We start from the raw sequence: 24,944 nt of genomic DNA on the forward strand, positions 1-24,944 counted from the left end.
TATCGGCGGCTGACCACTAAAATCGAGGGCTATGCTAGACATCCTCCTGCTCCGCAAAGACCTCGCATCGGCGATCGCCCGCCTGGAAACCCGCAAGAAGCCCCAGGCCTTCCTGAATGTGGAGGCGTTCCAGTCCCTGGAATCCGAGCGCAAGACCCTCCAGACGCGCACCGAGGAACTGCAGTCGCAGCGCAACCAGCTGTCCAAGCAGATCGGCATGCTCATGGGCAAGGGCGAGAAGGACGCCGCCGAGGCCGCCAAGGCCCAGGTGGCCGCGCTCAAGACCGAACTCGACGGCTCCGCCACGCGCCTGGAGCAGATCCAGGCCGAGCTGCAGTCCATGCTGGCCGCCGTGCCCAACCTGCCGCACGAGAGCGTGCCCGTGGGCTTTGATGAGGCCGGCAACGTGGAAGTGCGCCGCTGGGGCACGCCCCGGGCCTTCGATTTCGCGGTGAAGGACCATGTGGACCTGGGCGAGCCCCTGGGCCTGGACTTCGACATGGGCGTGAAGCTCTCGGGCTCGCGCTTCACCGTGATGAAGGGCGGCATTGCGCGCCTGCACCGCGCGCTCAGCGCCTTCATGCTGGACATGCAGACCGGCGAACATGGCTACACCGAGTGCTACGTGCCCTATGCGGTCAACGCCGATTCCCTGCGGGGAACGGGCCAGTTGCCCAAGTTCGAGGGCGACCTGTTCGCCGCCAAGAAGGGCGGCCAGGAGGGCGAGCCCGTGCCCGACAACGCGGCGCTGTACCTGATCCCGACCTCCGAGGTGCCGCTCACCAACTTCGTGCGCGACGTGGTCGTGGCCGAGGCCGATCTGCCCATCCGGCTCACGGCCCACACGCCGTGCTTCCGCTCCGAGGCCGGCAGCTACGGCCGCGACACGCGCGGCATGATCCGCCAGCACCAGTTCGACAAGGTCGAGATGGTGCAGATCGTGCACCCCGAGAAGAGCTACGCAGCCCTGGAGGAAATGACGGGCCACGCCGAGGCCGTGCTGCAAAAGCTCGGCCTGCCCTACCGCGTGATGAGCCTGTGCACGGGCGACATGGGCTTTGGCGCGGCCAAGACCTACGACCTGGAGGTCTGGCTGCCCGCGCAGAACACCTACCGCGAGATCAGCTCGGTGAGCAATTGCGAGGCCTTCCAGGCGCGCCGCCTGCAGGCGCGCTTCAAGAACGCCCAGGGCAAGAACGAACTGGTCCACACCCTCAACGGCTCGGGCCTGGCCGTGGGCCGCACGCTGGTGGCGGTGCTGGAGAACGGCCAGAACGCGGACGGCAGCGTCACCATCCCCGAGGCGCTGCGCCCCTACATGGGCGGGCAGGCCGTGCTGGCCGCCTGACGCGGCCCACGCCTCTGTGGCGCCTTGGCGCCGGGCCCTCTGCGGCGCCCCCGCCGCAAGGGCGTTCAACCGCGCGTCGTCAGCCCCAGGAAATGGTCCAGCATGTGGAAGTGGTCTTCGAAGAAGTCCTCTTCCATGCCGGCCAGCCGGTCGATGGGCGCCCACTCCACCTGCGCCGCATCGTCGTCGGCGCGCACTTCGGGCAGAGGGGCGTCGCCCAGGTCGAAGTAATGGGCGTGCGTGATGGTGCGGCCGCGCTGGCTGCGGTCCGGGTGGTCGAAGACGGCCACGGACCGTAGCGCGGCGCGCATGGCGGGTTCGGGCAGGCTGCAGTGGGTTTCCTCGGCCAGCTCGCGCAGGCAGGACTGCCAGACGGTCTCGCGCTGCTCGATGAAGCCGCCGGGCACGGCCAGCAGGCCCTTGCCGGGGGCATGGGCACGGCGGATGAGCAGCACCTGGTCCTGGCAGCGCAGCACGGCGTCCACGGTCACGAAGACGGGCGGGTAGGGCGCGCAGGCCCAGGCCTCGCGGTAGCCGCGCAGCATGCGCCATTCGTCCTGCAGCGCGGTGTACTGCGGGGTCTGGGCGAACTGCGCTAGCAGCGCCTGGGTGGTGGGGGGAATGGCGTCGGCCAGGGAGCGCAGCGCGGCGCTGGCGGTGGTGGGCGTGGCGCCGAAGTAGGCGTCGCGGATGGTCGTGGCGTCGATGCCGCCCTGGCGCTCCATGCGGATCAGCTCCCAGCCGGGAAAGGCGCCCAGGTAGCTGCTGGTGGCGTCCTTGAAATGCCCCACCAGACCGATGCGCGCCTGCGGCGTGCCGTGGCGCGCCACGGCCTCCTGCACGGCCGCGCGCACGGCCTGCACCCACACGGCCTCGTTGTAGTAGTCGCGCACGGGCAGCACGGTCAGGCGCGCGCGCTCGGCCTCGGGCAGGGCGTCGCGCAGCATGGCCTCGCGCTCGGTCCAGGTGAAGGGGTTCTTAGGCGTGCGCGCCTGAAAGGCGGAGCCGACGATGACGATGGCATGCCGTGCACGCGCCAGCGCCTCGCGCAGCAGGGCCAGATGGCCGGTGTGGACGGGTTCGAAGCGCCCGATGAGGATGGCGATGTCGTACATGCTTCAAAAAAGTGAGCTGCCTGCGCTTGTTGCAAGAGCGCTGCATGGCATTTTGACCGAAATATGGCAGTCGCTTGCATGTCCCGCAGCTGCGCGACGGGCGGCGCCGGCATCCGCTGCGCGCCTGCCCGCGGCTGGCGGCGCGTGCGGTACACGGCCATTCCACGCCCCGCCCTTGCGGCGCGGGGGCCTCCAGGTGGAGATGGTTCGCTCACTTATTTGTAGCTATTTGCGCTTGCTACGTATGCGCTAGAGCCAGATTTTGATTGAATTCATGAGCCCCGCCTTCCGGGCCCGCAGCCCCTGGGCGCGCAGGGACTGCGGCCCGGGGCGTGGCGGCGGCACAGCCGTGCCGCGCCGGGGCTTACAGCCCGGCTGCGGCGCGCAGCGCCGCGGCCTTGTCCGTCTTCTCCCAGGTGAATTCGGGCTCTTCGCGCCCGAAGTGGCCATAGGCGGCGGTCTTGGCGTAGATGGGGCGCAGCAGGTCCAGCATCTGGATGATGCCCTTGGGACGCAGGTCGAAATGCTCCTGCACCAGCTTGGCGATCTGCTCGTCGGGGATCACGCCCGTGCCCTCGGTGTACACCGTCACGTTCATGGGGCGCGCCACGCCGATCGCATAGGCCACCTGGATCTGGCACTGGCGGGCCAGGCCGGCCGCCACGATGTTCTTGGCCACGTAGCGCGCTGCGTAGGCGGCGCTGCGGTCCACCTTCGTCGGGTCCTTGCCGCTGAATGCGCCGCCGCCGTGCGGGCAGGCGCCGCCGTAGGTGTCGACGATGATCTTGCGGCCCGTCAGCCCGCAGTCACCCTGCGGGCCGCCGATGACGAAGCGGCCCGTGGGGTTGATGAGGTACTTGGTGTCGCTCGTCAGCCAGTCCTTGGGCAGCACGGGCTTGATGATGTCCTCGATCACGGCCTCGATGAAGGCCGGCTTCATCTTGGCGCCGTCGCTCATCTCGGGGCTGTGCTGGGTGGAGAGCACCACGGTGTCGATGCTGTGGGGCTTGCCGTCCACGTAGCGCATGGTCACCTGGCTTTTGGCGTCGGGGCGCAGGAAGGGCAGGCGGCCGTCCTTGCGCAGCTGGGCCTGGCGCTCCACGAGGCGGTGGGCGTAGTAGATGGGCGCGGGCATCAGCTCGGGCGTCTCGTCGCAGGCGTAGCCGAACATCAGGCCCTGGTCGCCGGCGCCGGTGTTCAGGTGGTCGTCGCTCGCGTGGTCCACGCCCTGGGCGATGTCGTTGCTCTGCTTGTCGTAGGCCACGAGCACGGCGCAGCCCTTGTAGTCGATGCCGTAGTCGGTGTTGTCGTAGCCGATGCGTTTGATGGTGTCGCGCGCCACCTGGATGTAGTCCACGTGGGCGTTGGTGGTGATCTCGCCGGCCAGCACCACGAGGCCGGTGTTGGTCAGCGTCTCCGCCGCCACGCGCGAGCGCGGGTCTTGCTCGAAGATCGCATCCAGGATGGCATCCGAGATCTGGTCCGCCACCTTGTCGGGATGGCCTTCAGAGACGGACTCGGATGTAAAGAGGAAATCGTTCGCCATTTGAATAAACTCCGTAGTTCAGCATTTTGGGCGTTGCCCATAGCCTTGGAGCTTGTGGCGAACGCTTTAGCAGTTGTGTTTAACGTCGCCCTGCAAGTTGCTCATTTAACTCGGCGACCCTGTCATTTTAATGCCATCGATCTTCCGCCTCTTTTCTGTGCTGCCATTGTGGTTGTTGCACGCCATCGGCGCGGCGCTGGGGTGGGCGGCATTTTGCGCATCGCCCACGTACCGCCGCCGTTTTATCGACAACGCCGCGCGCGCCGGCTATGCGCTGCGCGACGTGCGCGCGGCCGTGGCCCATGCGGGTCGCATGGTGGCCGAGGCGCCGCGGCTGTGGCTCGCGCCCGAGCCGCCCGCCTGCGAGATCCGCAATGCCGAATGCGTGGAGCGCGCCTGGGCCGCGGGCCGCGGCATCGTGTTCCTCACGCCGCACATCGGCTGCTTCGAGCTGTCGGTGCAGGCGGCCGCCGCGCGCTGGTCGGGGCAGCACGGGCCCATCACCATTCTGTACCGCCCGGCGCGCCAGCCTTGGCTGGCGCGGGTGATGGAGACGGCGCGCAATCGCCCCGGCATCGAGGCCGTGCCCACCACGCTGCAGGGCGTGCGCCAGATGCTCAAGGCGCTGCGCCGCGGCGAGGCCGTGGGCCTGTTGCCCGACCAGGTGCCACCCATGGGGTTGGGCCTGTGGTCGCCCTTTTTCGGCCGCGAGGCCTACACCATGACGCTGGCCGCGCGCCTGGTGCAGCAGACCGGCGCTGCCGTGGTGCTGGCGCGCTGCGAGCGCTTGGCCGCCGGGCGCGGCTACGTGCTGCACTTCGAGGATCTGGCGCAGCCGCTGGCACCTACACTCGACGCGGCCGTGCTGCAGATCAACCAAGCCATGGAACACCTCATCCGCCAAAGCCCCGAACAGTACCTGTGGGGCTATGCCCGCTACAAGCAGCCGCGCGCCGAGATGCATTCCAGCGCCCAGCAGGGGGAGGGCGGCGCATGATGGCGCGCCTGGGGGTCGCGCTGATGGGGCTACTGGCCCGCCTGCCGCTGCCGGTGCTGCGCGCCCTGGGGGCGTTCATTGGCCGGCTGCTGTTCGTGCTGGCCGCGCCGCGCCGCAAGGTGGCGCTGCGCAATCTGGAGCTGTGCTTTCCCGAGGTGCCCGCCGACCAGCGCCGCGCGTGGGCGCGGGAGTCGTTCGAGGTGTTCTGCCAGACCTTCCTGGACCGCAGCTGGCTGTGGGCGGGCTCCGAGGCGCTGGTGCGCAGCCGCGTGAAGCTGGTGGGCGCGGTGCATGAGCTGGAGGGCGACACGCCCACCATCGTCTTCGCGCCGCATTTCTACAGCATGGATGCGGGCGGGCTGGCGCTGCCGCTCAACACGCGGCGCGAGTTCACCTCCATCTTCGCCACCAACCCCGACCCGGCCCTGGACGCCTGGTTCATGCAGGGCCGCCAGCGCTTTGGCAACGTGCGCATGCTCAACCGCGCCGACGGCGTGAAACCCATCATTTCGTGTTTGCGCAAGGGCGGCCTGCTGTACCTGCTGCCCGACATGGACTATGGCAAGAACGATTCGGTGTTCGTGCCCTTTTTTGCCGTGCCCGACGCGGCCACCATCCCGTCGCTGTCGCGCTTCGCGCGCCTGGGCCGCGCCAAGGTGGTGGCGCTGTACAGCCGCATGACGCCGGAGGGCTACGTGGCCGAGCTCACGCCCGCCTGGGAGAACTTCCCCACCGACGACGCCGTGGCCGACACGGTGCGCATGAACCGCGAGCTGGAGGCGGCCATCCGCACCATGCCCGCGCAGTACTACTGGGTGCACAAGCGCTTCAAGACCCGCCCCGAGGGGCTGCCGTCCGTCTATTAGGGGCAGTCTCATGGCCCCGGGCAGCCGGGGTGGCCCGCTGCAGAGGGCACGCCTGGCTGGGTAAAAGCAGACAGGAAAAGATGGTCTTTTCTCTGCAAGTGAGTGTATCGTGTGCTCAATAGCGCAACTCGCCTGAAGCTCAGGCATCGCACCCCGGAGTTGAGACCGCCGTCGAATGTGCGTGATTTTGGTGATGTGTATTTTTTGCAACCAATGATTGGGTTTGGCAGGAAATGACAATGATCAAAATTTTCAATCATTACTTCCACCGGCGAACCATGCTGCAGGTCATGGTTTATTCGGTCCTGATTATTGGTACGTTGATTTTCTCGCTGGCGCTGCAGGCGAGAGGCGGCGTTTTGGATGCTGCGGCCATATTTTCGGGTCTTCTGCGTGGCGGAGGAATGGCCGTCGGGATCATCGCCGTGAATTTCTCGCTGGGGTTGTATGACCCGCCGGGAAAGCTGACTGTAGGGCAGGTGCGGGCGCGGGCCGTGCTGTCCTTTCTGTTTTCCATGGTCATTGTGGGCGGCATATTGCTGCTTTTGCCGCTGCAGGCCCCTTACCGGAATGAGCAGGCGCTGATTGCCTTGTTGCTCATGGTCGGTGCCATGCTGCTCATGCATTTGTTTGGCGCCGAAGTGCTGCCGGTGCCCTATGCGCGTCAGCGTGTGCTGGTTTATGGTGCGGGGGCGCGTGCGGGCATCGTGGGGCAGTCATTGCTGGACAACGACCCGGGCATTGAATTGGTGGGGTATTTCCCCAGCCCGCAAGAAAAGGACATCAGTGTCTCTCGCCTGAGCGTCATTGCCTCTGGGCAGAGTCTGACCGATGTGGTGCGAGAGCACCGCGTGGATGAAATCGTGGTGGCCCTGAACGAGCGGCGAGGGGGCAGCATGCCGCTGCGGGAGCTGCTTGACTGCAAGCTCCATGGCGTACAGGTCATCGATATCGCCACGCACTTCGAGCAACTGCTGGGGCAGATCCATCTGGATGCAGTATCGGCGGGGTGGCTGATCTTTGGCGATGGATTCAAGCAGGGGGTGGTGCGCTCGTTCATCAAGTGGCTGTTCGATATTCTGGGGGCGAGCATATTGCTGCTGCTGGCTTCGCCCCTGATGCTGGTGACTGCACTGCTGATATGGCTTGAAAGCGGAGGCCCCGTCTTCTATCGCCAGGAGCGCGTCGGCCTCAATGGCCGGATTTTCAAGGTCGTGAAATTCCGCAGCATGCGCCAGGACGCGGAAAAGGACGGCAAACCCCGCTGGGCGAGTGCAGGGGATGACAGGGTCACGCGTGTAGGGAAAATCATCCGGAAAATGCGTATCGACGAACTTCCGCAGTTGTTTTGCGTGCTGAAGGGGGATATGAGTCTGGTGGGGCCGCGGCCGGAGCGGCCTTATTTCGTGGACCAACTCATATCAGAGATTCCATATTACGCGCTGCGCCACGGCGTCAAGCCTGGGCTGACCGGATGGGCACAGGTGCGCTACCACTATGGCGCATCGATCAAGGACACGGAACAGAAGCTGCAATATGACCTGTTTTATGTGAAGAACCACTCATGGTTTCTGGATCTGATTATCTTGTTCGAGACGGTGGGAGTGGTTCTGACGGGTAGGGGGGCGCAGTGAATTGGTTTGCCCTTTCCGCTGTGGAGAGAGGGGCGATGGCTGTGGTGTGTGCTTCGGATTGGGGGCCGCACGCCCTTCGAGGGTGACTCAGTAATTGAACTGCACGCCCAGCGTGGTGGTGTCCACGTCGGAGTGGCCATCGGCAAAGTGCAGCCGGTGGCGCTCCCATTCCAGCACGGCCGACCACTGCGGCGAAAACGCCCACCGCAGCCCCGCGCCAAAGGACAGGCCAAAGCCGTCGCTCTTGCCCGGCTGCACGCCGAAGCCGCCAAAGCCTTGCGTGTGGGTGCGGCCGTAGGTGGTGCCCAGCTTGCCCACCAGATCGAGTTGCGTGGTCAGCGGCAGGCGCCCAGTCAGGCTCACGTTCAGCCCGCGGGCGCTCGTGCGGCCGCCGATGCGGCGTGCCTTGCCCAGGTCGAGGTAGCTCAACTCCAGGCCCAGGTTGGGATGGAAATAGGCGCCCGTGTACAGCTTGATGACCGTGTCGCTGTCGTCGAACTCGAAGCCGCTGCTGCCGCTGCGCAGGTCGTATTTCGAGGTGCCTCCACTCAGTCCCACATAGCCGCGCTGCACGCCCGGCAGCAGGGACGAATCCTGGCCGGTGGACTGTGGCTGGGCCTGGCTGTTCATCGTGGCATTGCCGAGCAGGAGCGCGCACAGCAGCAGGCGAGACGTGGGTGTCATGGAGCCCTCCTTGCGGGATGGGGTGGCCTTCGCGCTTCAATCTACGGCGGTCTTCCGGTACACCTTGTGGGCGGATGCGGTGGCGGTGTGTAGGAAATATCCGACAGCAACGAGGGTTTGCCATGACATGCGGAGTGCCTCCCGGGTGGCGGTTAAACTCTCGGTTTTTGCAGATTTGTCACGCAATGGTCATGTCTGCGTCACATTTCGCAAGAAAGTTCGATCAGGAGTCGGCATGTTGTTTGGAAAACTTTTGCCCCGCGAGGGCAATTTTTTTGAGATGTTCAACCAGCACGCCGACCGCATCGTCGAGGCCGCCCGTGCGTTCTCGCAGCTGGTGGCCAACTACAGCGACACCCATCTGCGCGACCAGTACAACCAGGACGTGGACAACGCCGAGCGCGCGGCCGACCGTGTGACCCACGAGGTCAACCGCACGCTGCACAAGACCTTCATCACGCCGATCGACCGCGAGCAGATCCATTCGCTGATCAACACCATGGACGATGTGGCCGACCTGATCCAGGACTCGGCCGAGACCATGGCGCTGTACGACATCCATCACATGACGGAAGAGATCACGCGCCTGACGGATCTCAGCCTCAAGTGCTGCGAGCGCGTGCGCGATGCCGTGCAGCTGCTGTCGCGCATCGCCGATCCGGCCGTGGCAGAGGCCGCGCTCAAGACCTGCGAGGAGATCGACCGCCTGGAAGGCGACGCCGACCGCGTGCTGCGCAGCGCCATGAGCAAGTTGTTCCGCGAGGAGCCCGATGTGCGCGAGGTCATCAAGCTCAAGGCCATCTACGAGCTGCTGGAGACCATCACCGACCGCTGTGAAGATGTGGCCAACCTCATCGAAGGCATCATCCTCGAAAACTCCTGAGGCGCCCTCGGCACCCGCTTCGCATCCTCTCAGGGTCAGACCCTCTTCCAAGCATGGATACAGTACAAACCGCCCTGTGGGTCGTGATCTTGCTCGTGGCGCTGGCCATCGTGTTCGACTTCATGAACGGGTTCCACGATGCCGCCAATTCCATTGCCACCGTGGTGTCCACGGGGGTGCTCAAGCCCACGCAGGCCGTGGTCTTCGCGGCGTTTTTCAATTTCGTCGCCATCTTCGTGTTTCACCTGAGCGTGGCGGCCACCATCGGCAAGGGCATCGTCGATCCGGGGGTGGTGGACACGCATGTGATCTTCGGCGCCCTGGTCGGGGCTATCACCTGGAACGTCATCACCTGGTATTACGGCATTCCCAGCAGCTCCTCGCATGCGCTGATCGGCGGCATCGTGGGTGCCGTGATGGCCAAGACCGGCGCAGGCGCGCTGGTGGGCAGCGGCATCCTCAAGACCGTGGCCTTCATCTTCGTGTCGCCCATGCTGGGCTTTTTGCTGGGCTCGCTGATGATGCTGATCGTGGCCTGGGTGTTCCGGCGCACGCGCCCGAACAAGGTGGACAAGTGGTTCCGCCGGCTGCAACTGGTCTCCGCCGGTGCCTACAGCCTGGGCCACGGCGGCAATGATGCGCAAAAGACCATCGGCATCATCTGGCTGCTGCTGATCGCCACGGGCTATACCTCGGCCAGCGAGGCGGCGCCGCCGTCCTGGGTGATCATTTCGTGCTACGCGGCCATCGGTCTGGGCACCATGTTCGGCGGCTGGCGCATCGTCAAGACCATGGGCCAGAAGATCACCAAGCTCAAGCCCGTGGGGGGCTTCTGTGCCGAGACCGGTGGCGCGATGACGCTGTTCATTGCCACGGCGATGGGCATTCCCGTGTCGACCACGCACACCATCACGGGCGCCATCGTGGGCGTGGGCTCCACCCAGCGCGCCAGTGCCGTGCGCTGGGGCGTGGCGGGCAACATCGTCTGGGCCTGGATCCTCACCATCCCGGCCAGCGCCTTCGTGGCCTCGATTGCCTACTGGCTCAGCCTGCAGCTCTATTGATTGCTATAAATAATATAGCTATTGGCGCTTGCTGCATAAGTGCTGACGGTCAATTTTATTGTGAAATTTTGCGCGCTTCCTCGATCTGGTATTCGAAGTAGCGCTGGAAGCTGAACGCCATGCTGGCCATCAGCACGGCCGTACCCACCAGCAGCGACAGTGCGATCGCAAATACCGTCAGCCAGCTGGTGCGGCCGGGCGTGGCGTCGGGCGCCGCGGCCCGGTTGAAGCGGGCGTTCCATCGCTCGGGCGACATCAGCCCGTAGACGATGGCGCACAGCGCGCAGCCCGCGATGGTGAAGCCCAGCAGCGGGATCAGCACCCAGCTGAGCTGGTCGTCCTGGCCCAGCAGCTGCACGCGCTGCAGGCCATACACCCCCAGCGCCGTGGGGACGGGCAGCAGCCAGCCGGGCAGGTCGCCCAGGCCGTGCAGGTAAAAGCGGTGCAATCCCAGGGGGCCGCCCAGGAAGGCGAGCCAGGCGGCGACGGTCTTGTTCTTCATGGACGGCGATTATTGGCGCAGCCTCATTCGGGCGCGGTGGTGTCGCCCGCGCCCAGGGGCTTTTCCATGAGCACGATGTCGCGCCAAGCGCCAAACTTCCAGCCCACGGAACGCATCACGCCCACCTCGGTGAAGCCGGCGGCACGGTGCACGCCGATGGAGCCGGCGTTGGCCGAATCGCCAATCACCGCCAGCAGCTTGCGCACTCCCGCGGCCTCGGCCCGTGCGATCAGGGCGTCCAGCAGCAGCCGGCCCAGGCCCTTGCCGCGCGCCTCGTCGGCCACGTAGATCGAGTCCTCGGCCGAAAAGCGGTAGGCCGGCCGCGGCTTGAACCAGTTGCAGTAGGCAAAGCCCAGCACGCGGCCGTCTTCCTCGGCCACCAGGTAGGGCAGGCCCTTGGACAGCACGTCGGCGCGGCGCGCCGCCATGTCCTGCGCGCTGGGCGGATCGATCTCGAAGGTGCCCGTGCCATGCAGCACGTGGTGGGTGTAGATGGCGGTGATGGCGGCGACGTCTGCGTCGCTGCTGGCTCGGATGATGGGCATCGGCGTGGATGTGGGTATAATCGCAGGCTTTGCTGCGTGTCGCTGGCCGGGTGGCCAAGTCGCGTGTCTCAAACGTCGCAAAAACTAGCGCAGCTCTGCTGCAACCACCCGAAGGATTCATTATGGTCGTTATTCGACTCTCCCGCGGCGGCTCCAAGGGCCGTCCGTTCTTCAACATCGTCGTTGCCGACAAGCGCGTGCGCCGCGACGGCCGCTTCATCGAGCGTCTGGGCTTCTACAACCCCTCCGCCAAGGACGGCGAAGAAGGTCTGCGCATCGCCCAGGACCGCCTGACGTACTGGAAGGGCGTGGGCGCACAGCCTTCCCCCACCGTGGACCGCCTGATCAAGCAAGCCGCCCAGAAGGCCGCCTGATCCGTTCACACTCCCGAGAAGGGCGGGCTCCGTTGGTACAGCTGACGGACCCCGCCTTTTTTCATGCCTGATCTTTCCCCCGCCGCCGCCATGCCCCAGCTGCCTATCCTGGAATCCGCCGAACTGCCCCTCGACGCCGTCGAGGTGGGGCGCATCACCGATGCGTGGGGCGTGAAGGGCTGGTTCAAGGTGCTGCCCTACAGCCAGGATCCCGAGGCGCTGTTCGCCGCCAAGTCCTGGTTTCTGCAGCCGGCGGAAAAGGGCGGCAAGAGCTTTTTCTCCGGCACCGTGCTGCTGTCCATCCGCCAGGCGCGCACGCATTCCGACTCGGTTGTGGCCTGGGCCCAGGGTGTGGATGACCGTGACGCCGCCGAGGCGCTGCGCGGCGCGCGCATCTTCGTGCCGCGCGCGGCTTTCCCTGCCGCAGCGGACGACGAGTATTACTGGGTGGACCTCATCGGCCTGGCCGTGGTCAACCGCGAAGGCGTGGCGCTGGGCACCGTGCGCGATCTGCTGCCCACGGGGCCGCAGACCACGCTGGTGCTCGCTTACGAGCACGAAGGCAAGCCGCACGAACGCATGATTCCTTTCGTCTCCGCCTTTGTGGACAAGGTGGACCTGGCCGGGCGCTGCATCACCGTCGACTGGCAGCCAGACTACTGACGGCTGCACCACCTGCCATGCGCTTTGACGTCATTACCCTGTTCCCCGAGCTGTTCGAGCCCTTTCTCGCCAGCGGTGTGACCCGGCGTGCCTATACATCGGGCCAGGTGCAGGTGCGGCTGTGGAATCCGCGCGACCATGCCGATGGCAACTACCGCCGCGTGGACGACCGTCCCTTCGGTGGCGGCCCGGGCATGGTCATGCTGGCAGAGCCGCTGGCGCGCTGCCTGGCGGCGATCCGCGGCGACCGTGGCGAGCCCGAGCCCGAGGCCGAGCAGGCACCGTTGGTGCTGTTCTCCCCCATTGGCCGCACGCTCGACCATGCGGCGGTGCAGGGCTGGTCCGCCAGCGCGGGCGCCATCCTGCTGTGCGGGCGCTACGAGGGGGTGGACCAACGCTTCATCGACGCCCATGTCGATGCGCAGATCAGCCTGGGCGACTTCGTGCTTTCGGGTGGAGAGATCGCGGCCATGGCCCTGCTCGATGCTGTGGCGCGCCTGCAGCCCGGCGTGCTGCATGACGAGGGCAGCCACCAGCTTGACAGCTTCAACCCCGCGCTGGACGGCCTGCTGGACTGCCCGCACTACACCCGGCCCGAGCAATGGGAGGGGCGCAGCGTTCCGGCGCCGCTGCTGTCGGGCCACCACGCGCAGATCGAGCGCTGGCGCCGCGACCAGCGCCTGTTGCTTACCGCGCGCCATCGTCCCGACCTGGTGCAGGCCGCACGCGAGCGCGGGCAGCTGACGCGCGCCGACGAGGCGCTCTTGGCGCAAAACCAGGGCTTGCTATAATCGCGGGCTCTCGATCCTCTGGCCGGCCGCTGCGGGCACCGAATCCGCAGCCCTAAGGCGCCAATAGGGGCGCCCTGCCAATTCTGGCGCGGACATGATCGTTGGAAAACAAACCATGAATCTGATCCAGATCCTCGAGCAGGAAGAAATCGCTCGTCTGAACAAGACCATCCCCGAGTTTGCGCCTGGCGACACCGTCATCGTGAGCGTGAACGTGGTGGAAGGCACCCGCAAGCGCGTGCAGGCCTACGAAGGCGTGGTGATTGCCAAGCGCAACCGCGGTCTGAACAGCGGCTTCACCGTGCGCAAGATCTCCAGCGGCGAAGGCGTGGAGCGTACGTTCCAGACCTACAGCCCGCTGATCGCCGGCATCGAAGTGAAGCGCCGTGGTGACGTGCGCCGTGCCAAGCTGTACTACCTGCGCGAGCGCAGCGGCAAGTCGGCACGTATCAAGGAAAAGCTGCCGTCGCGTGTCAAGGTGGCTGCCAGCGCCGCTTAAATCCCGCAGCGCCGGCATTTCGCCATGGAACCGCTACAGTGCGAAAGCCTGTAGCGGTTTTTTCATTCCGGCGTCCCATCCGTGAGTTCCTCCCTTCCTTCGCATCCCGGCATCTCGGCTTCGACCCATGCAGCCCCGGCGGCGATGCCGTCGCTGTCCTCGCTGCCCCATTTCGATCCGCGTGCGGTACCGATCGTGGGCGTGGATGGCCACCTGCCGGCCGTGCCGGCGCAGGCGCTGACGCCAGACGCGCTGCGCCGGCGCTTTGCGGCGCCGCCGCCCTGGACGCCCGAGGTGGAGCGCGAGAAGAAATTCGCGCAGCGCGAGCCCGCCCGCGCGGCCGTGCTCGTGCCCATCGTGCTGCGCGAGCGGCCGACGGTGCTGCTGACCGAGCGCACGGCGCACCTGTCCACGCACTCGGGCCAGGTGGCCTTCCCCGGGGGGCGCGTCGATCCCGAAGACCGGGATGCCACCGCCGCGGCGCTGCGCGAGGCCTGGGAGGAGGTGGGGCTGGAGGCCGCCCATGTCGAGGTGCTCGGCAGCCTGTCCATCTATGTGACGGGGACGGCCTTCATCGTCACGCCGGTGGTGGGGCTGGTGCGGCCGGGGTACGCGCTCAGGCCCAACCCGTACGAGGTGGCCGACGTGTTCGAGGTGCCGCTCGACTTCCTGCTCAACCCAGCGCACCACGAGCGCCATGCGCTGGAGTGGCAGGGGCTGCGGCGCGAGTGGTTTGCCATGCCCTATCAGGACGGCGACAAGACCCGCTACATCTGGGGCGCCACGGCGGGCATGCTGCGCAACTTTTACCGTTTCATGAGCGCCTGAAGCGGCGGCCTGCGGGCGCGCGCGGGCCGGCCCTGTCGCCGCGGTACTTGGCTGTGTAACAAGCGCCAGTATCATTGCCGCCATGAGTTTCTTTGCCATCCTGTTCGCATTGCTGATCGAGCAGGCGCGACCGCTCGCCCGCAGCAACCCGATCCATGCCGGCCTGCGCGCCTGGGCGCTGTCGGTGAGCCGCAATTTCGATGCCGGTCAGGCGCACCATGGCTGGGTGGCCTGGGCCCTGGCCGTGCTGGTGCCGCCGTTGGCGGTGCTGGCCGTGCACTGGGCGCTGCTGCACTGGCTGGGCTGGCCGCTGGCGCTGGTGTGGAACGTCGCCGTGCTGTACATCACGCTGGGCTTTCGCCAGTTCAGCCACCACTTCACGGGCATCCGCGATGCGCTGGAGGAGGGCGACGCCGCCGATGCGCGCGCGCGCCTGGCGCAGTGGAAGCAGGTGGAGGCCAGCGAGCTGCCGCGCAGCGAGATCGTGCGCCATGTGATCGAGTACTCGGTGATCGCGGCGCACCGCCATGTGTTCGGCGTGCTGGCCTGGTTCTCCATTCTCGCGGCGCTGGGCCTGGGGCCCACGGGCGCCGTGCTGTACCGGCTGGCCGAGTTCGTCTCGCGCTACTGGGCTGCGCGCGCCCGCGCGGCCACGGCCCACCCGCCCAGCGAGGCGCTGCAAGAGGCATCGGCCCGGGCCTGGACGGTGATCGACTGGCTGCCCGCCCGCCTGACGGCGCTGTGCTTCGCGGTGGTGGGCAGCTTCGAGGAGGCCATCGAGGGCTGGCGCTTCCATGCCCAGCGCTTTCCCAACGACAACGATGGCGTGGTGCTAGCCGCCACGGCCGGCGCCATCAACGTGCGCCTGGGAGGCGAGGCGCTGCGCAGCCGCACCGATGCGGTGACGCCGCAGGGCTTCGAGGTGGATGCCGACATCGGCGACAGCGACAGCACCCCGGGCCGCGAGCCGGAGGTGGGCCACCTGCGCAGCGTCGTGGGGCTGGTGTGGCGCTCGGTGGCCGTGTGGATGCTGCTGCTGGCCCTGCTGACCCTGGCGCGCCTGCTGGGTTAGTTGCTATTAAATATATAGCTATTGGTGCTTGATGCATAAGCGCTGAGGGCATTTTTGGCACATAGCCCTTTCCCGGCTGCGGGCCGCCCCGGCCGTGGCCCAGGCGGGTGGTCGCTGCGCTCACAATAGCGGCATGTCCGTACTGTATTCCGAAGAACTGCTGGCGCAGGTGGCTGCGTTGCCGCCGCTGCCCGGCGTGTACCGCTATTTCGATGCGCAGGATGCGCTGCTGTATGTAGGCAAGGCGCGCAACCTCAAGAAGCGGGTGAGCAGCTACTTCTCCAGGCAGCACGGCGGCACGCGCGTCGGCCACATGGTCAGCAAGATCGTGCGGCTGGAGACCACGGTGGTCCGCTCCGAGGCCGAGGCGCTTCTGCTCGAGAACAACCTCATCAAGTCGCTGAACCCAAAGTACAACATTCTCTTTCGCGACGACAAGAGCTACCCCTACCTCCAGATCACCGGCGTGGCGGCCCGGGACGGCGAGGGTTCCGTGCCGGGCCAGCGCTACCCGCGCATTGCCTATTACCGCGGCGCGGCGGACAAGCGCCACCGCTACTTCGGGCCCTATCCGAGCGCCTGGGCGGTGAAGGAAACCGTGCAGCTGCTGCAAAAGGTGTTTCGCCTGCGCACCTGCGAGGACACGGTGTTCGCCAACCGCAGCCGCCCGTGCCTGCTGTACCAGATCAAGCGCTGCACCGGGCCGTGCGTGGGGCTGATCTCGCCCGAGGCCTATGCGGGAGACGTGCACAGTGCCGAGGCGTTGCTGCGGGGCGAGACGCAGGAGCTGCTGCAGGCGCTGGAGGAGCGCATGCTGGCCTATTCCGAGCGGCTGGAGTTCGAGCAGGCGGCCGAGGTGCGCAACCAGATCACGGCACTGTCCCGCGTGCTGCACCAGCAGGCCGTGGAGAGCGTGTCGGACAAGGATGTGGACATCCTCGCCGTGAGGGTCGCGGGCGGGCGGGCCTGCGTGAACCTGGCCATGGTGCGCGGCGGGCGCCACCTGGGGGACAGGGCCTACTTCCCCGTGCATGTGGAGGATGCGGCCGGCGTGTTCCACGAGGAGGAGCAGGCGGAGGGCCTGCCGGCGGCCTGCTCCGTCGAGGCACAGGTGCTCGCGGCCTTCGTGGCCCAGCATTACCTGGGCGTGCCCGTGCCCCCCACGCTGATCACCAGCGAGCCGGTGGAGCAATCGCTGCTCACGGCCCTGTCGCAGCAAAGCGGCGTGCGCGTGAGCGCCGTGCACCAGCCGCGCGAGCAGCGCCGCGTGTGGCTGGAAATGGCGCTGCAGAACGCCGAGATCCAGCTGGCCCGCCTGCTGGCCGAGGAAGGGTCGCAGCAGGCGCGCACCAGGGCGCTGGCCGAGGCGCTGGATCTGGATGCCGATGGCCTGGACCGTCTCACCATCGAGTGCTTCGACATCTCGCATACGGCGGGGGAGGCCACCCAGGCTTCGTGTGTCGTGTTCCATCACCACAAGATGCAGAGCAGCGAATACCGCCGCTTCAAGATCGACGGCATCACCGGCGGCGACGACTATGCGGCCATGCGCCAGGTGCTCACGCGGCGCTACTCCAAGGTGGCCGAGGCGCTGCGCGAGGCCGGCGGCGCCGAGGTGGCGAATGACCGCGCGCGCCTGCCGGACCTGGTGCTGGTGGATGGCGGCAAGGGCCAGGTGGGCGTGGCGCGCGAGGTCTTCGCGGAGCTGGGCCTGGACCTCTCGCGCATCGTGGGCGTGGAAAAGGGCGAGGGCCGCAAGGTGGGCCTGGAGGAGCTGGTGTTTGCCGACGGGCGCGAGAAGGTCTATCTGGGGCGCGATTCGGCGGCGCTGATGCTGGTGGCGCAGATCCGCGACGAGGCGCACCGCTTCGCCATCACCGGCATGCGCGCGGCGCGCGCCAAGGTGCGCGTGGGCGGCAGCCGGCTGGAGGACATTCCCGGCGTGGGCCCCAAGAAGCGCGCGCGTCTGCTGCAGCGTTTTGGCGGCGTGCGCGGCGTGCAGGACGCCAGCGTGGATGACCTGGCCACGGTGGAGGGCATCTCGCACGGCCTGGCCGAGGAGATCTACCGGGCCCTGCGCTGAGGGTCGCTGCGGGGCATTGCGCCGCATGACACAATCGCCCCCATGTTTTTCACCATCCCCACCGTCATGACCTGGACGCGCATCGTCGCGATACCTTTGATCGTGGGGGTGTTCTATGCGCCGATGGAGCCGGCCACGCGCAACCTCATCGCCACGGTGATGTTCATCGTGTTCGCCGCCACCGACTGGCTGGACGGCTTTTTGGCGCGCAAGCTCAACCAGACCTCGGCCTTCGGGGCCTTCCTGGATCCGGTGGCGGACAAGTTCCTGGTCTGCGCATCACTGCTGGTGCTGGTGCACATGCAGCGCGCCGATGTGTTCGTGGCCCTCATCATCATCGGGCGCGAAATCGCGATCAGCGCGCTGCGCGAGTGGATGGCGCAGATCGGCGCCAGCAAGAGCGTGGCGGTGCACATGATCGGCAAGCTCAAGACCACGGTGCAGATGGTCGCCATCCCGTTCCTGCTCTACGACGGGCGGCTCTTCGGCACCATCGACACGGGCGTATGGGGCACCTGGCTGATCTGGCTGGCGGCCGTGCTCACTGTGTGGTCCATGGTGTATTACCTGCAAAAGGCGCTGCCCGAGATACGGGCGCGCGTCGCCAAGTAGCCTTCACACCTTCCGTTTTTGGCCGAAAACATGGCTGAGCGCTTACCCATCAAGCGCCAATAGCTATAAAAGTAATAGCTAAATGATGTCGGCCTGCGGTGCTGCCGCAGCCGCACGGGGCGGTTTGGGGCGGGGGGGCTTGGTCGTGTGCACCAGCTGGGTGGCCTTGTCCATGTCGCCATCGAGCATCGCAGGATAGGCCTTGAGCGAATGGGTGATGCTGTCCTCGATCAGCGTGCGCTGGTCGGGGGCGGGTTTCTTGAGCACCCAGTTCACCACCTCTGACTTCACGCCGGGGTGGCCTATGCCGATGCGCAGCCGCCAGTAGTCGCCGGTGCCGAGCTGGGCGTGGATGTCGCGCAGCCCGTTGTGGCCCGCGTGGCTGCCGCCACGCTTGAGCTTGGCCTGGCCGGGCGGAACGTCCAGCTCGTCGTGCACCACCAGGATTTCCTCCGGCTGGATCTTGAAGAAGCGTGCCAGAGCCGATACCGACTTGCCCGACAGGTTCATGAACGTCTGCGGCTGCAGCAACCAGACACTGTGGCCGCGAATGGCGGTGCGCGCCACCAGGCCGTGGTAGCTGCGCTCGGGTACCAGCGAGACCTTGAGCTCGCGCGCCAGCGCGTCGATCCACCAGAAGCCGGCGTTATGGCGCGTGGCCTCGTACTCCGGGCCGGGATTGCCCAGGCCCACAAACAGTTTGATCATGGCGGTGATTATCCGGCGCCCTTGCGCTGTGGCGCGCCTTGGGTGGGGCGGGAAAAGCAAATGGCCCACGCAAGGTGGGCCATTGGCAAAGGCGCCGCCCTGGCCGGGCGGCTACCTGGGGCGAAGTGCTTACTTCTTGCCCTTCTTAGCGGGAGCTGCTGCGGGAGCGGCTGCTGCGCTGGCATCGGCCACCACTTCGGGCAGCTTGATGGAGACCAGGGCGGGGTTCTTGTTGGAACCACGCACCACGGCCTTCACGCCGTGGGGCAGCTTCACGGATTGCAGACCCAGTGCCGACTTGGAGGTCAGGGCGCTCAGGTCCACCTTGATGAACTCGGGCAGTTGCGCGGGCATGCACATCACGTCCAGTTCATGGATCAGGGGGGTGACCGTGCAGCCTTCCACCTTGACGGCTTGCGAGTTCTCCACGCCTTCGAAGTGCAGCGGCACCTTCAGGTGCACGCGGGTCTTCTCGTCCACGCGCTGGAAGTCCACGTGCAGGATTTGCTGCTTGAAGGGGTGGAACTGCACGTCGCGCAGCAGCACCTTGGAAACCTGGCCGTTCAGTTCCATGTCCAGAATGCTGGAGTGGAAGGCTTCCTTCTTCAGGGTGTGCCACAGGGCGTTGTGATCGATCTCGATCAGTTGGGGTTCGGCGGAACCACCGTAGACGATGCCGGGGGCCTTGCCCGAAATGCGCAGACGGCGGCTCGCACCCGTACCTTGCTTGGCGCGCTCAAAAGCGACGAAGTTCATGACTTAACTCCTGATGGGGTCGGCCGCGACCAGCCTGACCCTGTTGAAAAAGACCGAGGATCGCTGCGACCCCGGGCCTGCTGGATGTTCTCGAACACACAAGCCTCCCGAAGGAGGCTTGGATGCGGATGCCACCGCTGCTGGCGGAGGCGTCGGTATCAGTCTTGATCCGAGAACAGGCTCATCACCGACTCGCCGGTGGCGATGCGCTGGATCGTCTCGGCGATCAGCGGGGCCACGGAGAGCTGGCGAATCTTGGTGCACCCCTTGGCGGCATCGCTCAGCGGGATGGTATTGGTCACCACCACTTCGTCGAGCGCCGTGCCCTTGGCAATGCGCTCAATGGCAGGACCGGAGAAAATGGGGTGCGTGCAATAGGCATACACATTCTTGGCGCCGCGCTCCTTGAGCACTTCGGCGGCCTTCACCAGCGTGCCGGCGGTGTCGATCATGTCGTCCATGATCACGCAGTTGCGGCCTTCGATCTCGCCGATCACATGCATGACTTCGCTGACGTTGGCCTTCGGGCGGCGCTTGTCGATGATGGCCAGGTCGCAGCCGAGCTGCTTGGCCAGCGCGCGGGCGCGCACCACGCCACCCACGTCGGGGCTCACGACGATCAGGTTTTCGTACTTCTTCTGGCTCAGATCGCCCAGCAGTACCGGAGAGGCGTAGATGTTGTCGACGGGAATGTCGAAGAACCCCTGGATCTGGTCGGCGTGCAGGTCCATGGTCAGCACGCGCGCTACGCCCACGGCCTGCAGCATGTTGGCCACCACCTTGGCGGAGATCGGCACGCGCGTGGAGCGCGGACGGCGGTCCTGCCGGGCGTAACCAAAGTAGGGGATGACGGCGCTGATGCGTTCGGCCGATGCGCGCTTGAGCGCGTCGACCATGATCAGCAGTTCCATCAGGTTCTCGTTGGTCGGTGCGCAGGTGGACTGCACGACGAACACATCGCGGGCGCGGACGTTCTGCTTGATTTCTACGGTGACTTCACCGTCGGAGAAGCGGCCTACATCAATGGCACCGAGCGAAGTGCCAAGATGCTGGACGATTTCAGCAGCCATGCCGGGATTGGCGTTGCCCGTGAAAACCATGAAGTCGGGGTGATTGGCTTGCATGAGCGACTCAGCAGTCTGAATTTAAATCCCGTGCGGGAAATAAGGTTTGGCAGGGGAGGAAGGACTCGAACCCTCGCATGCCGGAATCAAAATCCGGTGCCTTTACCAACTTGGCGACTCCCCTACGCAGGTCAACTGTCATTCGACAGCCAACCCTGTATCCATCAATCTGAAGCCCAATCCGCCAGCGGATGAACCTTCAGATTCTTACACACTTTGACTTGCCATGCTGCGGGTGCATCGTGCAAATCTACAGTGCGTGCCATTTGTGCAAACACCGCACTTCCAGAGCCTGTCATCCGGCCTTGCATTCCCTTGGAGTTCAGCCATTCAATGGCTTGATCTATCTCGGGGCACAAGGCCTTTGCAACCGGCTGCAGGTCGTTACTTCCGAATCGGTAGTGTGTTGCAGCAAAGTCTTCGATTGTAGCACGGCCTGAATCACGCTTAAGAAAAGGATTCGAAAAAATTGCTTTCGTATCCAATCCAGCTTCTGGCTTTACCACCGCGAAACTCGCGGGCGGTAGTTGATGCTCCAACCCAAGAGGGCGAATTATGTCACCAATTCCCTCCACCCAGGCGTTTCTTCCGCATAAAAAAAATGGGACGTCGGCACCCAGGGTGAGGCCGATGGCATGCAGGCGCTGGAGTGGCAGGCGCAGATTCCACAGGCGGTTGAGCGCCAGCAATGTGCTGGCCGCATCCGAGGAGCCTCCACCCATGCCGGCCTGTGCTGGTATGCGTTTGTGCACGCCGATGTGCGCGCCCAGGCTGCATCCCGTGGCTTTCTGCAGCGCGCGGGCTGCACGCATGACCAGATCGTCGGGGGGCAGGGCATGCGTGAGGTCTTCGCGGGTAATGGTGCCGTCTGCACGCATATCGAAATGCAGCGTGTCACACCAGTCGAGCAGCATGAAGACCGATTGCAGCAGGTGGTAGCCATCGGCGCGGCGGCCCGTGATGTGCAGGAACAGGTTCAGCTTGGCGGGTGCCGGGACGTCGTACAGGGTTTGCATGCTCACGGAGTGCTCAAAGGCTCAAGGCGATGCGCAAGATGGTCTGGGGCGCTGGCGTGTGGCGCGTGGCCATCAATCTGCCCTTGTCGAGTGCGCTCAGGTCAGCCTGCCAGCCGGTGGCCTGCACTGCTTCGCCCTTGAGCCAGCCAAACAGCGCAATGATGGGCAGGTCGCTGCCGGTCAGTTCCAACACCAGTGCCTGCAGCGATGTGGATTCCCGCTGCTCCGGGCCGTTGAGCAGCATGGCCCGCCCTGGCGACCATTGCAGCTTGGCAATGATGCTGCCAAGCGGGTTGAGCAAGGTCAGTTCGCCGGCATCGGGATTGCCCTGGAGTTCAAAGCCGGCGCTGAACGATTGGGAGGCTTCGTCATCCACCTGCACCGCCAGCCGTCCGCTCCAGTGGTCCGGTGCATTGCCTGCGGGGCGGGGTGGCTGCGCACATGCCGTGAGCAAGGCACCGGCAAGGCCGGCAAGTACCAGGCGGCCGCGCAGGGGGCGCGCTTGCTGCATCGACAGCGGGACGCTCAAGGGCGGACCCCCAAACGTTTCAGTGTTTCCTTGAGTGTGTCGTTGTCCTTGTTGATGCGCAGGCCCTCGCGCCACATGGTCAAGGCGCGGTCGCGCTGGCCCAGGGCCCACAGCACTTCGCCGATGTGGGCGGCAATTTCCGCGTCGGGTTGCGCCTTGAAGGCGCGCTCCAAGAGGCGCAAGGCCTCTTCGCGGTTGCCCAGGCGGAACTCGACCCAGCCCAGGCTGTCGGTGATGTAGGGGTCTTCAGGTGCTTGTTCCAGCGCCTTGGCGATGAGTTCCTTGGCCTCTTGCAGGCGCACGCCCCGGTCGGCCAGGGAATAGCCCAGCGCATTGAGCGCGTGGTGGTAGTCCGGCTGGCGGGCAATGATCTCGCGCAGCAGGCGTTCCATCTCGTCGGGCCGACCGGCCTTCTCGGCCAGCATGGCTTGGTCATAGACCAGGTCGTTGTCCTGCGGCGCTAGTGCCACGGCTTGGCTCTGGACCGCAAAGGCCTGCCGGTACTGGCCTGCATCCCGCAGCAGCTGCGCCTCGGCTTGCAGCTTGAGCCGCTCGTCATCCGGCCCCTTGGCGGCAACGCCGCGGATCAAGGCGCGGGCCTCGTCCAGCCGGCCCTGGCGCGCCAACAGAGAGGCGCGCCGGCTCTGGGCGCTGAGCAAGTCGGCTGCATCGTCGATGCGCGCCAGCCAGCCTTCAGCGCCGGCCCAGTCGCCGCGCTTCTCGGCAATCTGCGCTTGCATCAAGTAGGCCTGCGTCAATGCGCGCTTGCGTTGCTCGGTAGCGGGCAGGCTTTCCAGTAGTTGCGCGAAGCGTCGGAGGGCGGTTTCCGCCTGGTCGAGACGATTGGCCTGCAGGTGCAGCGATGCCTGGATCAACCAGGCCTCGGGCATGTCCGGCTGTTCGCGGGTGACGGCGTCCACTTGCACCTGCGCATCGGCCTGACGCTGTGATTCCAGCAGCATGCGGGCATAGGCCATGCGCACTTCGGGCAAAGGGGTGCCGGCGAGATAGCGAGACAGCAGGGGCTCTGCCTCCGTGACGCCATCTTCCAGCAGTTGCAGTGCCAGCAATGCGGCGCTGTCGTCGTTCGGGGCCTGGGCATGTGCGTGGCCTGCGGCCTCCAGTGCGCGGGCCTTGTCGCCGGCGGCAAGGTGCATGCGCCCGATGGTGACCCAGGCGCTGGGGCCCACGGCGGGGTGGCTGAGTTCGCTTTCCAGTGACTGCTGCACCACGCGTGCGGCCAGCATCTTGTCGCCCGCACGCCCGTAGAGCTGGGGCAGGGCGCGGATCGTGGAAATCTTGTCCCGCGTCGGAGAGCTCGCAAGCTCCTGCCGAAGCGGCTCGGCGCTTTCTTCAATGCGGTTGAGCGCCACGAGGATGCGCAGCATGTAGCGATTGGCGTCGCGCGACTGCGGCTGGGCGTCCTTCCAGGCGCGTGCGGCCATCAAGGCATATTCGGCCGAACGCGACTGCAGCGCGATCTCGGTGGCCCGGCGATACAGCTGCGGATCTCCGCTGCGGCGGGCTGCGTCCAGCATGAGCGTGAAGCCCGTGGCGGGGTCGCCCTTGCCGGTCGTCATCTCGCTGAGCAGCAGCTCGTAGAACAGCTCTGCATTGAGCGCGGCCGCCGCATCGCTGGCGGCCGTGTCGGCATCCTCGGCCTCCGGCGGAGGTGCGGGCTCGGTGGCCTGGGCGGGTGTCTGGGCCATGGCCGGCATCACGCTGGCCGCGATCATGCATGCCAGCGCAGCGGCCCTAAAACGGAGAGATTGCACCATCGGCCCATAATAATCCATGCCCCTGGGGCTTTTTGACGAGTGATTGCATGCCAGAGCTACCTGAGGTCGAGGTCACGCGGCGCAGTTTTGCCGATGCGATCTGCGGCGCCGCCATCCATGCGGTGGCGCTGGGCAAGCCCTTGCGCTGGCCGCTGGGGCTGGCGCCGCAAGCTCTGGTGGGGCAGCGCGTGCTGGCGGTGCGCCGGCGCGGAAAGTACCTGCTTCTGGATCTTGATGCCGGTTTGCTGCTCATCCACCTGGGAATGTCGGGCAGCCTGCGCTTTGCTTCGGGCCTGCCCGCCCGCGGCGCGCACGACCATTTCGATCTGGAGACGGAGCGCGGTACGCTGAGGCTGCACGACCCGCGCCGATTCGGTGCCGTGGTGTGGGTGGCGGGGGAGTCCGATCCGCGGGCGCTCAAGCTGCTGGGCGGGCTGGGGCTGGAACCGCTGGGCCAGGACTTCCGTTTCGAGGACTTCCATGCCGGGCTGCGCGCCAGCCGAATGCCCATCAAGCAGTTGCTGCTGGGGGGCAAGGTGGTGGTGGGCGTGGGCAACATCTACGCATCCGAGGTGCTGTTTCTTGCGGGCATCCGGCCCACGACGCGATCCGCAAGCATCGGACCGCAGCGCGCGCGGCGCCTGCATGGCGCGATCCGTGAGGTGCTGGCGCGGGCCGTGGAGCGCGGCGGCAGCACGTTGCGCGACTTCTCCAGTGCGGACGGCAACGCCGGTCACTTTCAGCTGGAGGCCAATGTCTATGGCAGGGAAGGCCTGCCGTGCAAGGTGTGCGGCACCCCCGTGCGTCTGCTGCGCCAGGGACAGCGTAGTACTTACTTCTGTCCGCGCTGCCAGCGGACCTAGCCCGAGCGGGCGCGGGGTGGCGCCCGCGGGTGGCGATGCTATATTGCACCATCGCGCCCCGCGC

26 protein-coding genes and 1 tRNA gene are annotated in these 24,944 nt (G+C 66.1%); 15 read left to right on the forward strand and 12 right to left on the reverse strand.

Annotated features, from left to right (window positions below):
• Window positions 1-31 precede the first annotated feature (31 nt).
• Window positions 32-1,348, forward strand: coding sequence for a serine--tRNA ligase (gene serS, locus BP68_RS14290; protein WP_496372898.1), 1,317 nt, complete (start codon window positions 32-34; stop codon window positions 1,346-1,348).
• A gap of 65 nt (window positions 1,349-1,413) precedes the next feature.
• Here serS and BP68_RS14295 read toward each other — a convergent pair whose 3' ends face one another.
• Both BP68_RS14295 and metK read right to left on the reverse strand, forming a co-directional pair.
• Window positions 1,414-2,463 (reverse strand): bifunctional nicotinamide-nucleotide adenylyltransferase/Nudix hydroxylase, encoded by a 1,050-nt coding sequence (locus tag BP68_RS14295; RefSeq protein WP_496372900.1) that lies wholly within the window; start codon window positions 2,461-2,463, stop codon window positions 1,414-1,416.
• 364 nt (window positions 2,464-2,827) lie between these two features.
• Complete coding sequence (gene metK / locus BP68_RS14300) at window positions 2,828-4,009, reverse strand: methionine adenosyltransferase (RefSeq protein ID WP_496372902.1); 1,182 nt, start codon at window positions 4,007-4,009, stop codon at window positions 2,828-2,830.
• Window positions 4,010-4,139: 130 nt separating this feature from the next.
• Here metK and BP68_RS14305 point away from each other — a divergent pair, with 130 nt between their 5' ends.
• The 3 genes from BP68_RS14305 to BP68_RS14315 all read left to right on the forward strand — a co-directional run bounded on the left by BP68_RS14305 (window position 4,140) and on the right by BP68_RS14315 (window position 7,506).
• Window positions 4,140-5,006, forward strand: coding sequence for a lysophospholipid acyltransferase family protein (locus BP68_RS14305; RefSeq protein ID WP_496372904.1), 867 nt, complete (start codon window positions 4,140-4,142; stop codon window positions 5,004-5,006).
• Window positions 5,003-5,872: a lysophospholipid acyltransferase family protein gene (locus BP68_RS14310; protein ID WP_496372906.1), complete on the forward strand. Its 870-nt coding sequence runs from the start codon at window positions 5,003-5,005 to the stop codon at window positions 5,870-5,872. The genes BP68_RS14305 and BP68_RS14310 overlap by 4 nt, the downstream gene beginning before the upstream one ends.
• A gap of 239 nt (window positions 5,873-6,111) precedes the next feature.
• Complete coding sequence (locus BP68_RS14315; RefSeq protein ID WP_496372908.1) at window positions 6,112-7,506, forward strand: TIGR03013 family XrtA/PEP-CTERM system glycosyltransferase; 1,395 nt, start codon at window positions 6,112-6,114, stop codon at window positions 7,504-7,506.
• A gap of 87 nt (window positions 7,507-7,593) precedes the next feature.
• Here BP68_RS14315 and BP68_RS14320 read toward each other — a convergent pair whose 3' ends face one another.
• A complete protein-coding gene (locus tag BP68_RS14320) occupies window positions 7,594-8,190 on the reverse strand; it encodes an outer membrane beta-barrel protein (RefSeq protein WP_496372910.1) in 597 nt (198 codons plus the stop codon).
• Between the two features lie 235 nt (window positions 8,191-8,425).
• Between BP68_RS14320 and BP68_RS14325 the strand changes: the two genes are divergently transcribed.
• On the forward strand, window positions 8,426-9,073 hold the full coding sequence (locus tag BP68_RS14325; protein WP_496372912.1) for a DUF47 domain-containing protein: 648 nt from the start codon (window positions 8,426-8,428) through the stop codon (window positions 9,071-9,073).
• Between the two features lie 53 nt (window positions 9,074-9,126).
• Complete coding sequence (locus BP68_RS14330) at window positions 9,127-10,137, forward strand: inorganic phosphate transporter (protein WP_496372914.1); 1,011 nt, start codon at window positions 9,127-9,129, stop codon at window positions 10,135-10,137.
• 55 nt (window positions 10,138-10,192) lie between these two features.
• Here BP68_RS14330 and BP68_RS14335 read toward each other — a convergent pair whose 3' ends face one another.
• Together BP68_RS14335 and BP68_RS14340 are read right to left on the reverse strand one after the other, a co-directional pair.
• Window positions 10,193-10,639 carry a TM2 domain-containing protein gene (locus tag BP68_RS14335; RefSeq protein ID WP_496372916.1) on the reverse strand — a complete coding sequence of 149 codons (447 nt, stop codon included), beginning with the start codon at window positions 10,637-10,639 and terminating at the stop codon, window positions 10,193-10,195.
• A 23-nt stretch (window positions 10,640-10,662) separates the two neighbouring features.
• On the reverse strand, window positions 10,663-11,184 hold the full coding sequence (locus tag BP68_RS14340; protein ID WP_496372918.1) for a GNAT family N-acetyltransferase: 522 nt from the start codon (window positions 11,182-11,184) through the stop codon (window positions 10,663-10,665).
• Window positions 11,185-11,306: 122 nt separating this feature from the next.
• Between BP68_RS14340 and rpsP the strand changes: the two genes are divergently transcribed.
• From rpsP to pgsA, 8 genes are all read left to right on the forward strand, one after another.
• Window positions 11,307-11,558 carry a 30S ribosomal protein S16 gene (rpsP, locus tag BP68_RS14345; RefSeq protein WP_496372920.1) on the forward strand — a complete coding sequence of 84 codons (252 nt, stop codon included), beginning with the start codon at window positions 11,307-11,309 and terminating at the stop codon, window positions 11,556-11,558.
• A 90-nt stretch (window positions 11,559-11,648) separates the two neighbouring features.
• Window positions 11,649-12,221: a ribosome maturation factor RimM gene (gene rimM, locus BP68_RS14350; protein ID WP_496372922.1), complete on the forward strand. Its 573-nt coding sequence runs from the start codon at window positions 11,649-11,651 to the stop codon at window positions 12,219-12,221.
• Between the two features lie 17 nt (window positions 12,222-12,238).
• Entirely contained in the window at window positions 12,239-13,012 is a 774-nt protein-coding gene (trmD, locus tag BP68_RS14355) for a tRNA (guanosine(37)-N1)-methyltransferase TrmD (RefSeq protein ID WP_496372924.1), read from the forward strand.
• Between the two features lie 115 nt (window positions 13,013-13,127).
• Complete coding sequence (gene rplS, locus BP68_RS14360) at window positions 13,128-13,511, forward strand: 50S ribosomal protein L19 (RefSeq protein WP_496372926.1); 384 nt, start codon at window positions 13,128-13,130, stop codon at window positions 13,509-13,511.
• 144 nt (window positions 13,512-13,655) lie between these two features.
• Window positions 13,656-14,339, forward strand: coding sequence for a CoA pyrophosphatase (locus BP68_RS14365; protein WP_496373016.1), 684 nt, complete (start codon window positions 13,656-13,658; stop codon window positions 14,337-14,339).
• 82 nt (window positions 14,340-14,421) lie between these two features.
• Complete coding sequence (locus tag BP68_RS14370) at window positions 14,422-15,411, forward strand: CobD/CbiB family protein (RefSeq protein ID WP_496372928.1); 990 nt, start codon at window positions 14,422-14,424, stop codon at window positions 15,409-15,411.
• A gap of 133 nt (window positions 15,412-15,544) precedes the next feature.
• Window positions 15,545-17,494, forward strand: coding sequence for an excinuclease ABC subunit UvrC (uvrC, locus tag BP68_RS14375; RefSeq protein ID WP_496372930.1), 1,950 nt, complete (start codon window positions 15,545-15,547; stop codon window positions 17,492-17,494).
• Window positions 17,495-17,536: 42 nt separating this feature from the next.
• Window positions 17,537-18,106 (forward strand): CDP-diacylglycerol--glycerol-3-phosphate 3-phosphatidyltransferase, encoded by a 570-nt coding sequence (gene pgsA, locus BP68_RS14380; protein ID WP_496372932.1) that lies wholly within the window; start codon window positions 17,537-17,539, stop codon window positions 18,104-18,106.
• Window positions 18,107-18,184: 78 nt separating this feature from the next.
• Here pgsA and pth read toward each other — a convergent pair whose 3' ends face one another.
• From pth to BP68_RS14415, 7 genes are all read right to left on the reverse strand, one after another.
• Window positions 18,185-18,814, reverse strand: coding sequence for an aminoacyl-tRNA hydrolase (gene pth / locus BP68_RS14385; RefSeq protein ID WP_496372934.1), 630 nt, complete (start codon window positions 18,812-18,814; stop codon window positions 18,185-18,187).
• Between the two features lie 129 nt (window positions 18,815-18,943).
• Complete coding sequence (locus tag BP68_RS14390) at window positions 18,944-19,570, reverse strand: 50S ribosomal protein L25/general stress protein Ctc (RefSeq protein WP_496372936.1); 627 nt, start codon at window positions 19,568-19,570, stop codon at window positions 18,944-18,946.
• Window positions 19,571-19,728: 158 nt separating this feature from the next.
• Window positions 19,729-20,694, reverse strand: coding sequence for a ribose-phosphate pyrophosphokinase (locus BP68_RS14395; RefSeq protein ID WP_496372938.1), 966 nt, complete (start codon window positions 20,692-20,694; stop codon window positions 19,729-19,731).
• 47 nt (window positions 20,695-20,741) lie between these two features.
• Window positions 20,742-20,818 (reverse strand) — tRNA-Gln (locus tag BP68_RS14400).
• A 40-nt stretch (window positions 20,819-20,858) separates the two neighbouring features.
• A complete protein-coding gene (gene ispE, locus BP68_RS14405) occupies window positions 20,859-21,710 on the reverse strand; it encodes a 4-(cytidine 5'-diphospho)-2-C-methyl-D-erythritol kinase (protein ID WP_496373018.1) in 852 nt (283 codons plus the stop codon).
• A gap of 13 nt (window positions 21,711-21,723) precedes the next feature.
• A complete protein-coding gene (locus tag BP68_RS14410) occupies window positions 21,724-22,221 on the reverse strand; it encodes a lipoprotein insertase outer membrane protein LolB (protein ID WP_496373020.1) in 498 nt (165 codons plus the stop codon).
• A 14-nt stretch (window positions 22,222-22,235) separates the two neighbouring features.
• A complete protein-coding gene (locus BP68_RS14415) occupies window positions 22,236-24,035 on the reverse strand; it encodes a tetratricopeptide repeat protein (RefSeq protein ID WP_496372940.1) in 1,800 nt (599 codons plus the stop codon).
• Window positions 24,036-24,064: 29 nt separating this feature from the next.
• Here BP68_RS14415 and mutM point away from each other — a divergent pair, with 29 nt between their 5' ends.
• A complete protein-coding gene (gene mutM, locus BP68_RS14420; RefSeq protein ID WP_496372942.1) occupies window positions 24,065-24,880 on the forward strand; it encodes a bifunctional DNA-formamidopyrimidine glycosylase/DNA-(apurinic or apyrimidinic site) lyase in 816 nt (271 codons plus the stop codon).
• Window positions 24,881-24,944: the final 64 nt, after the last annotated feature.

It is taken from the genome of Diaphorobacter oryzae DSM 22780 (assembly GCF_059568935.1).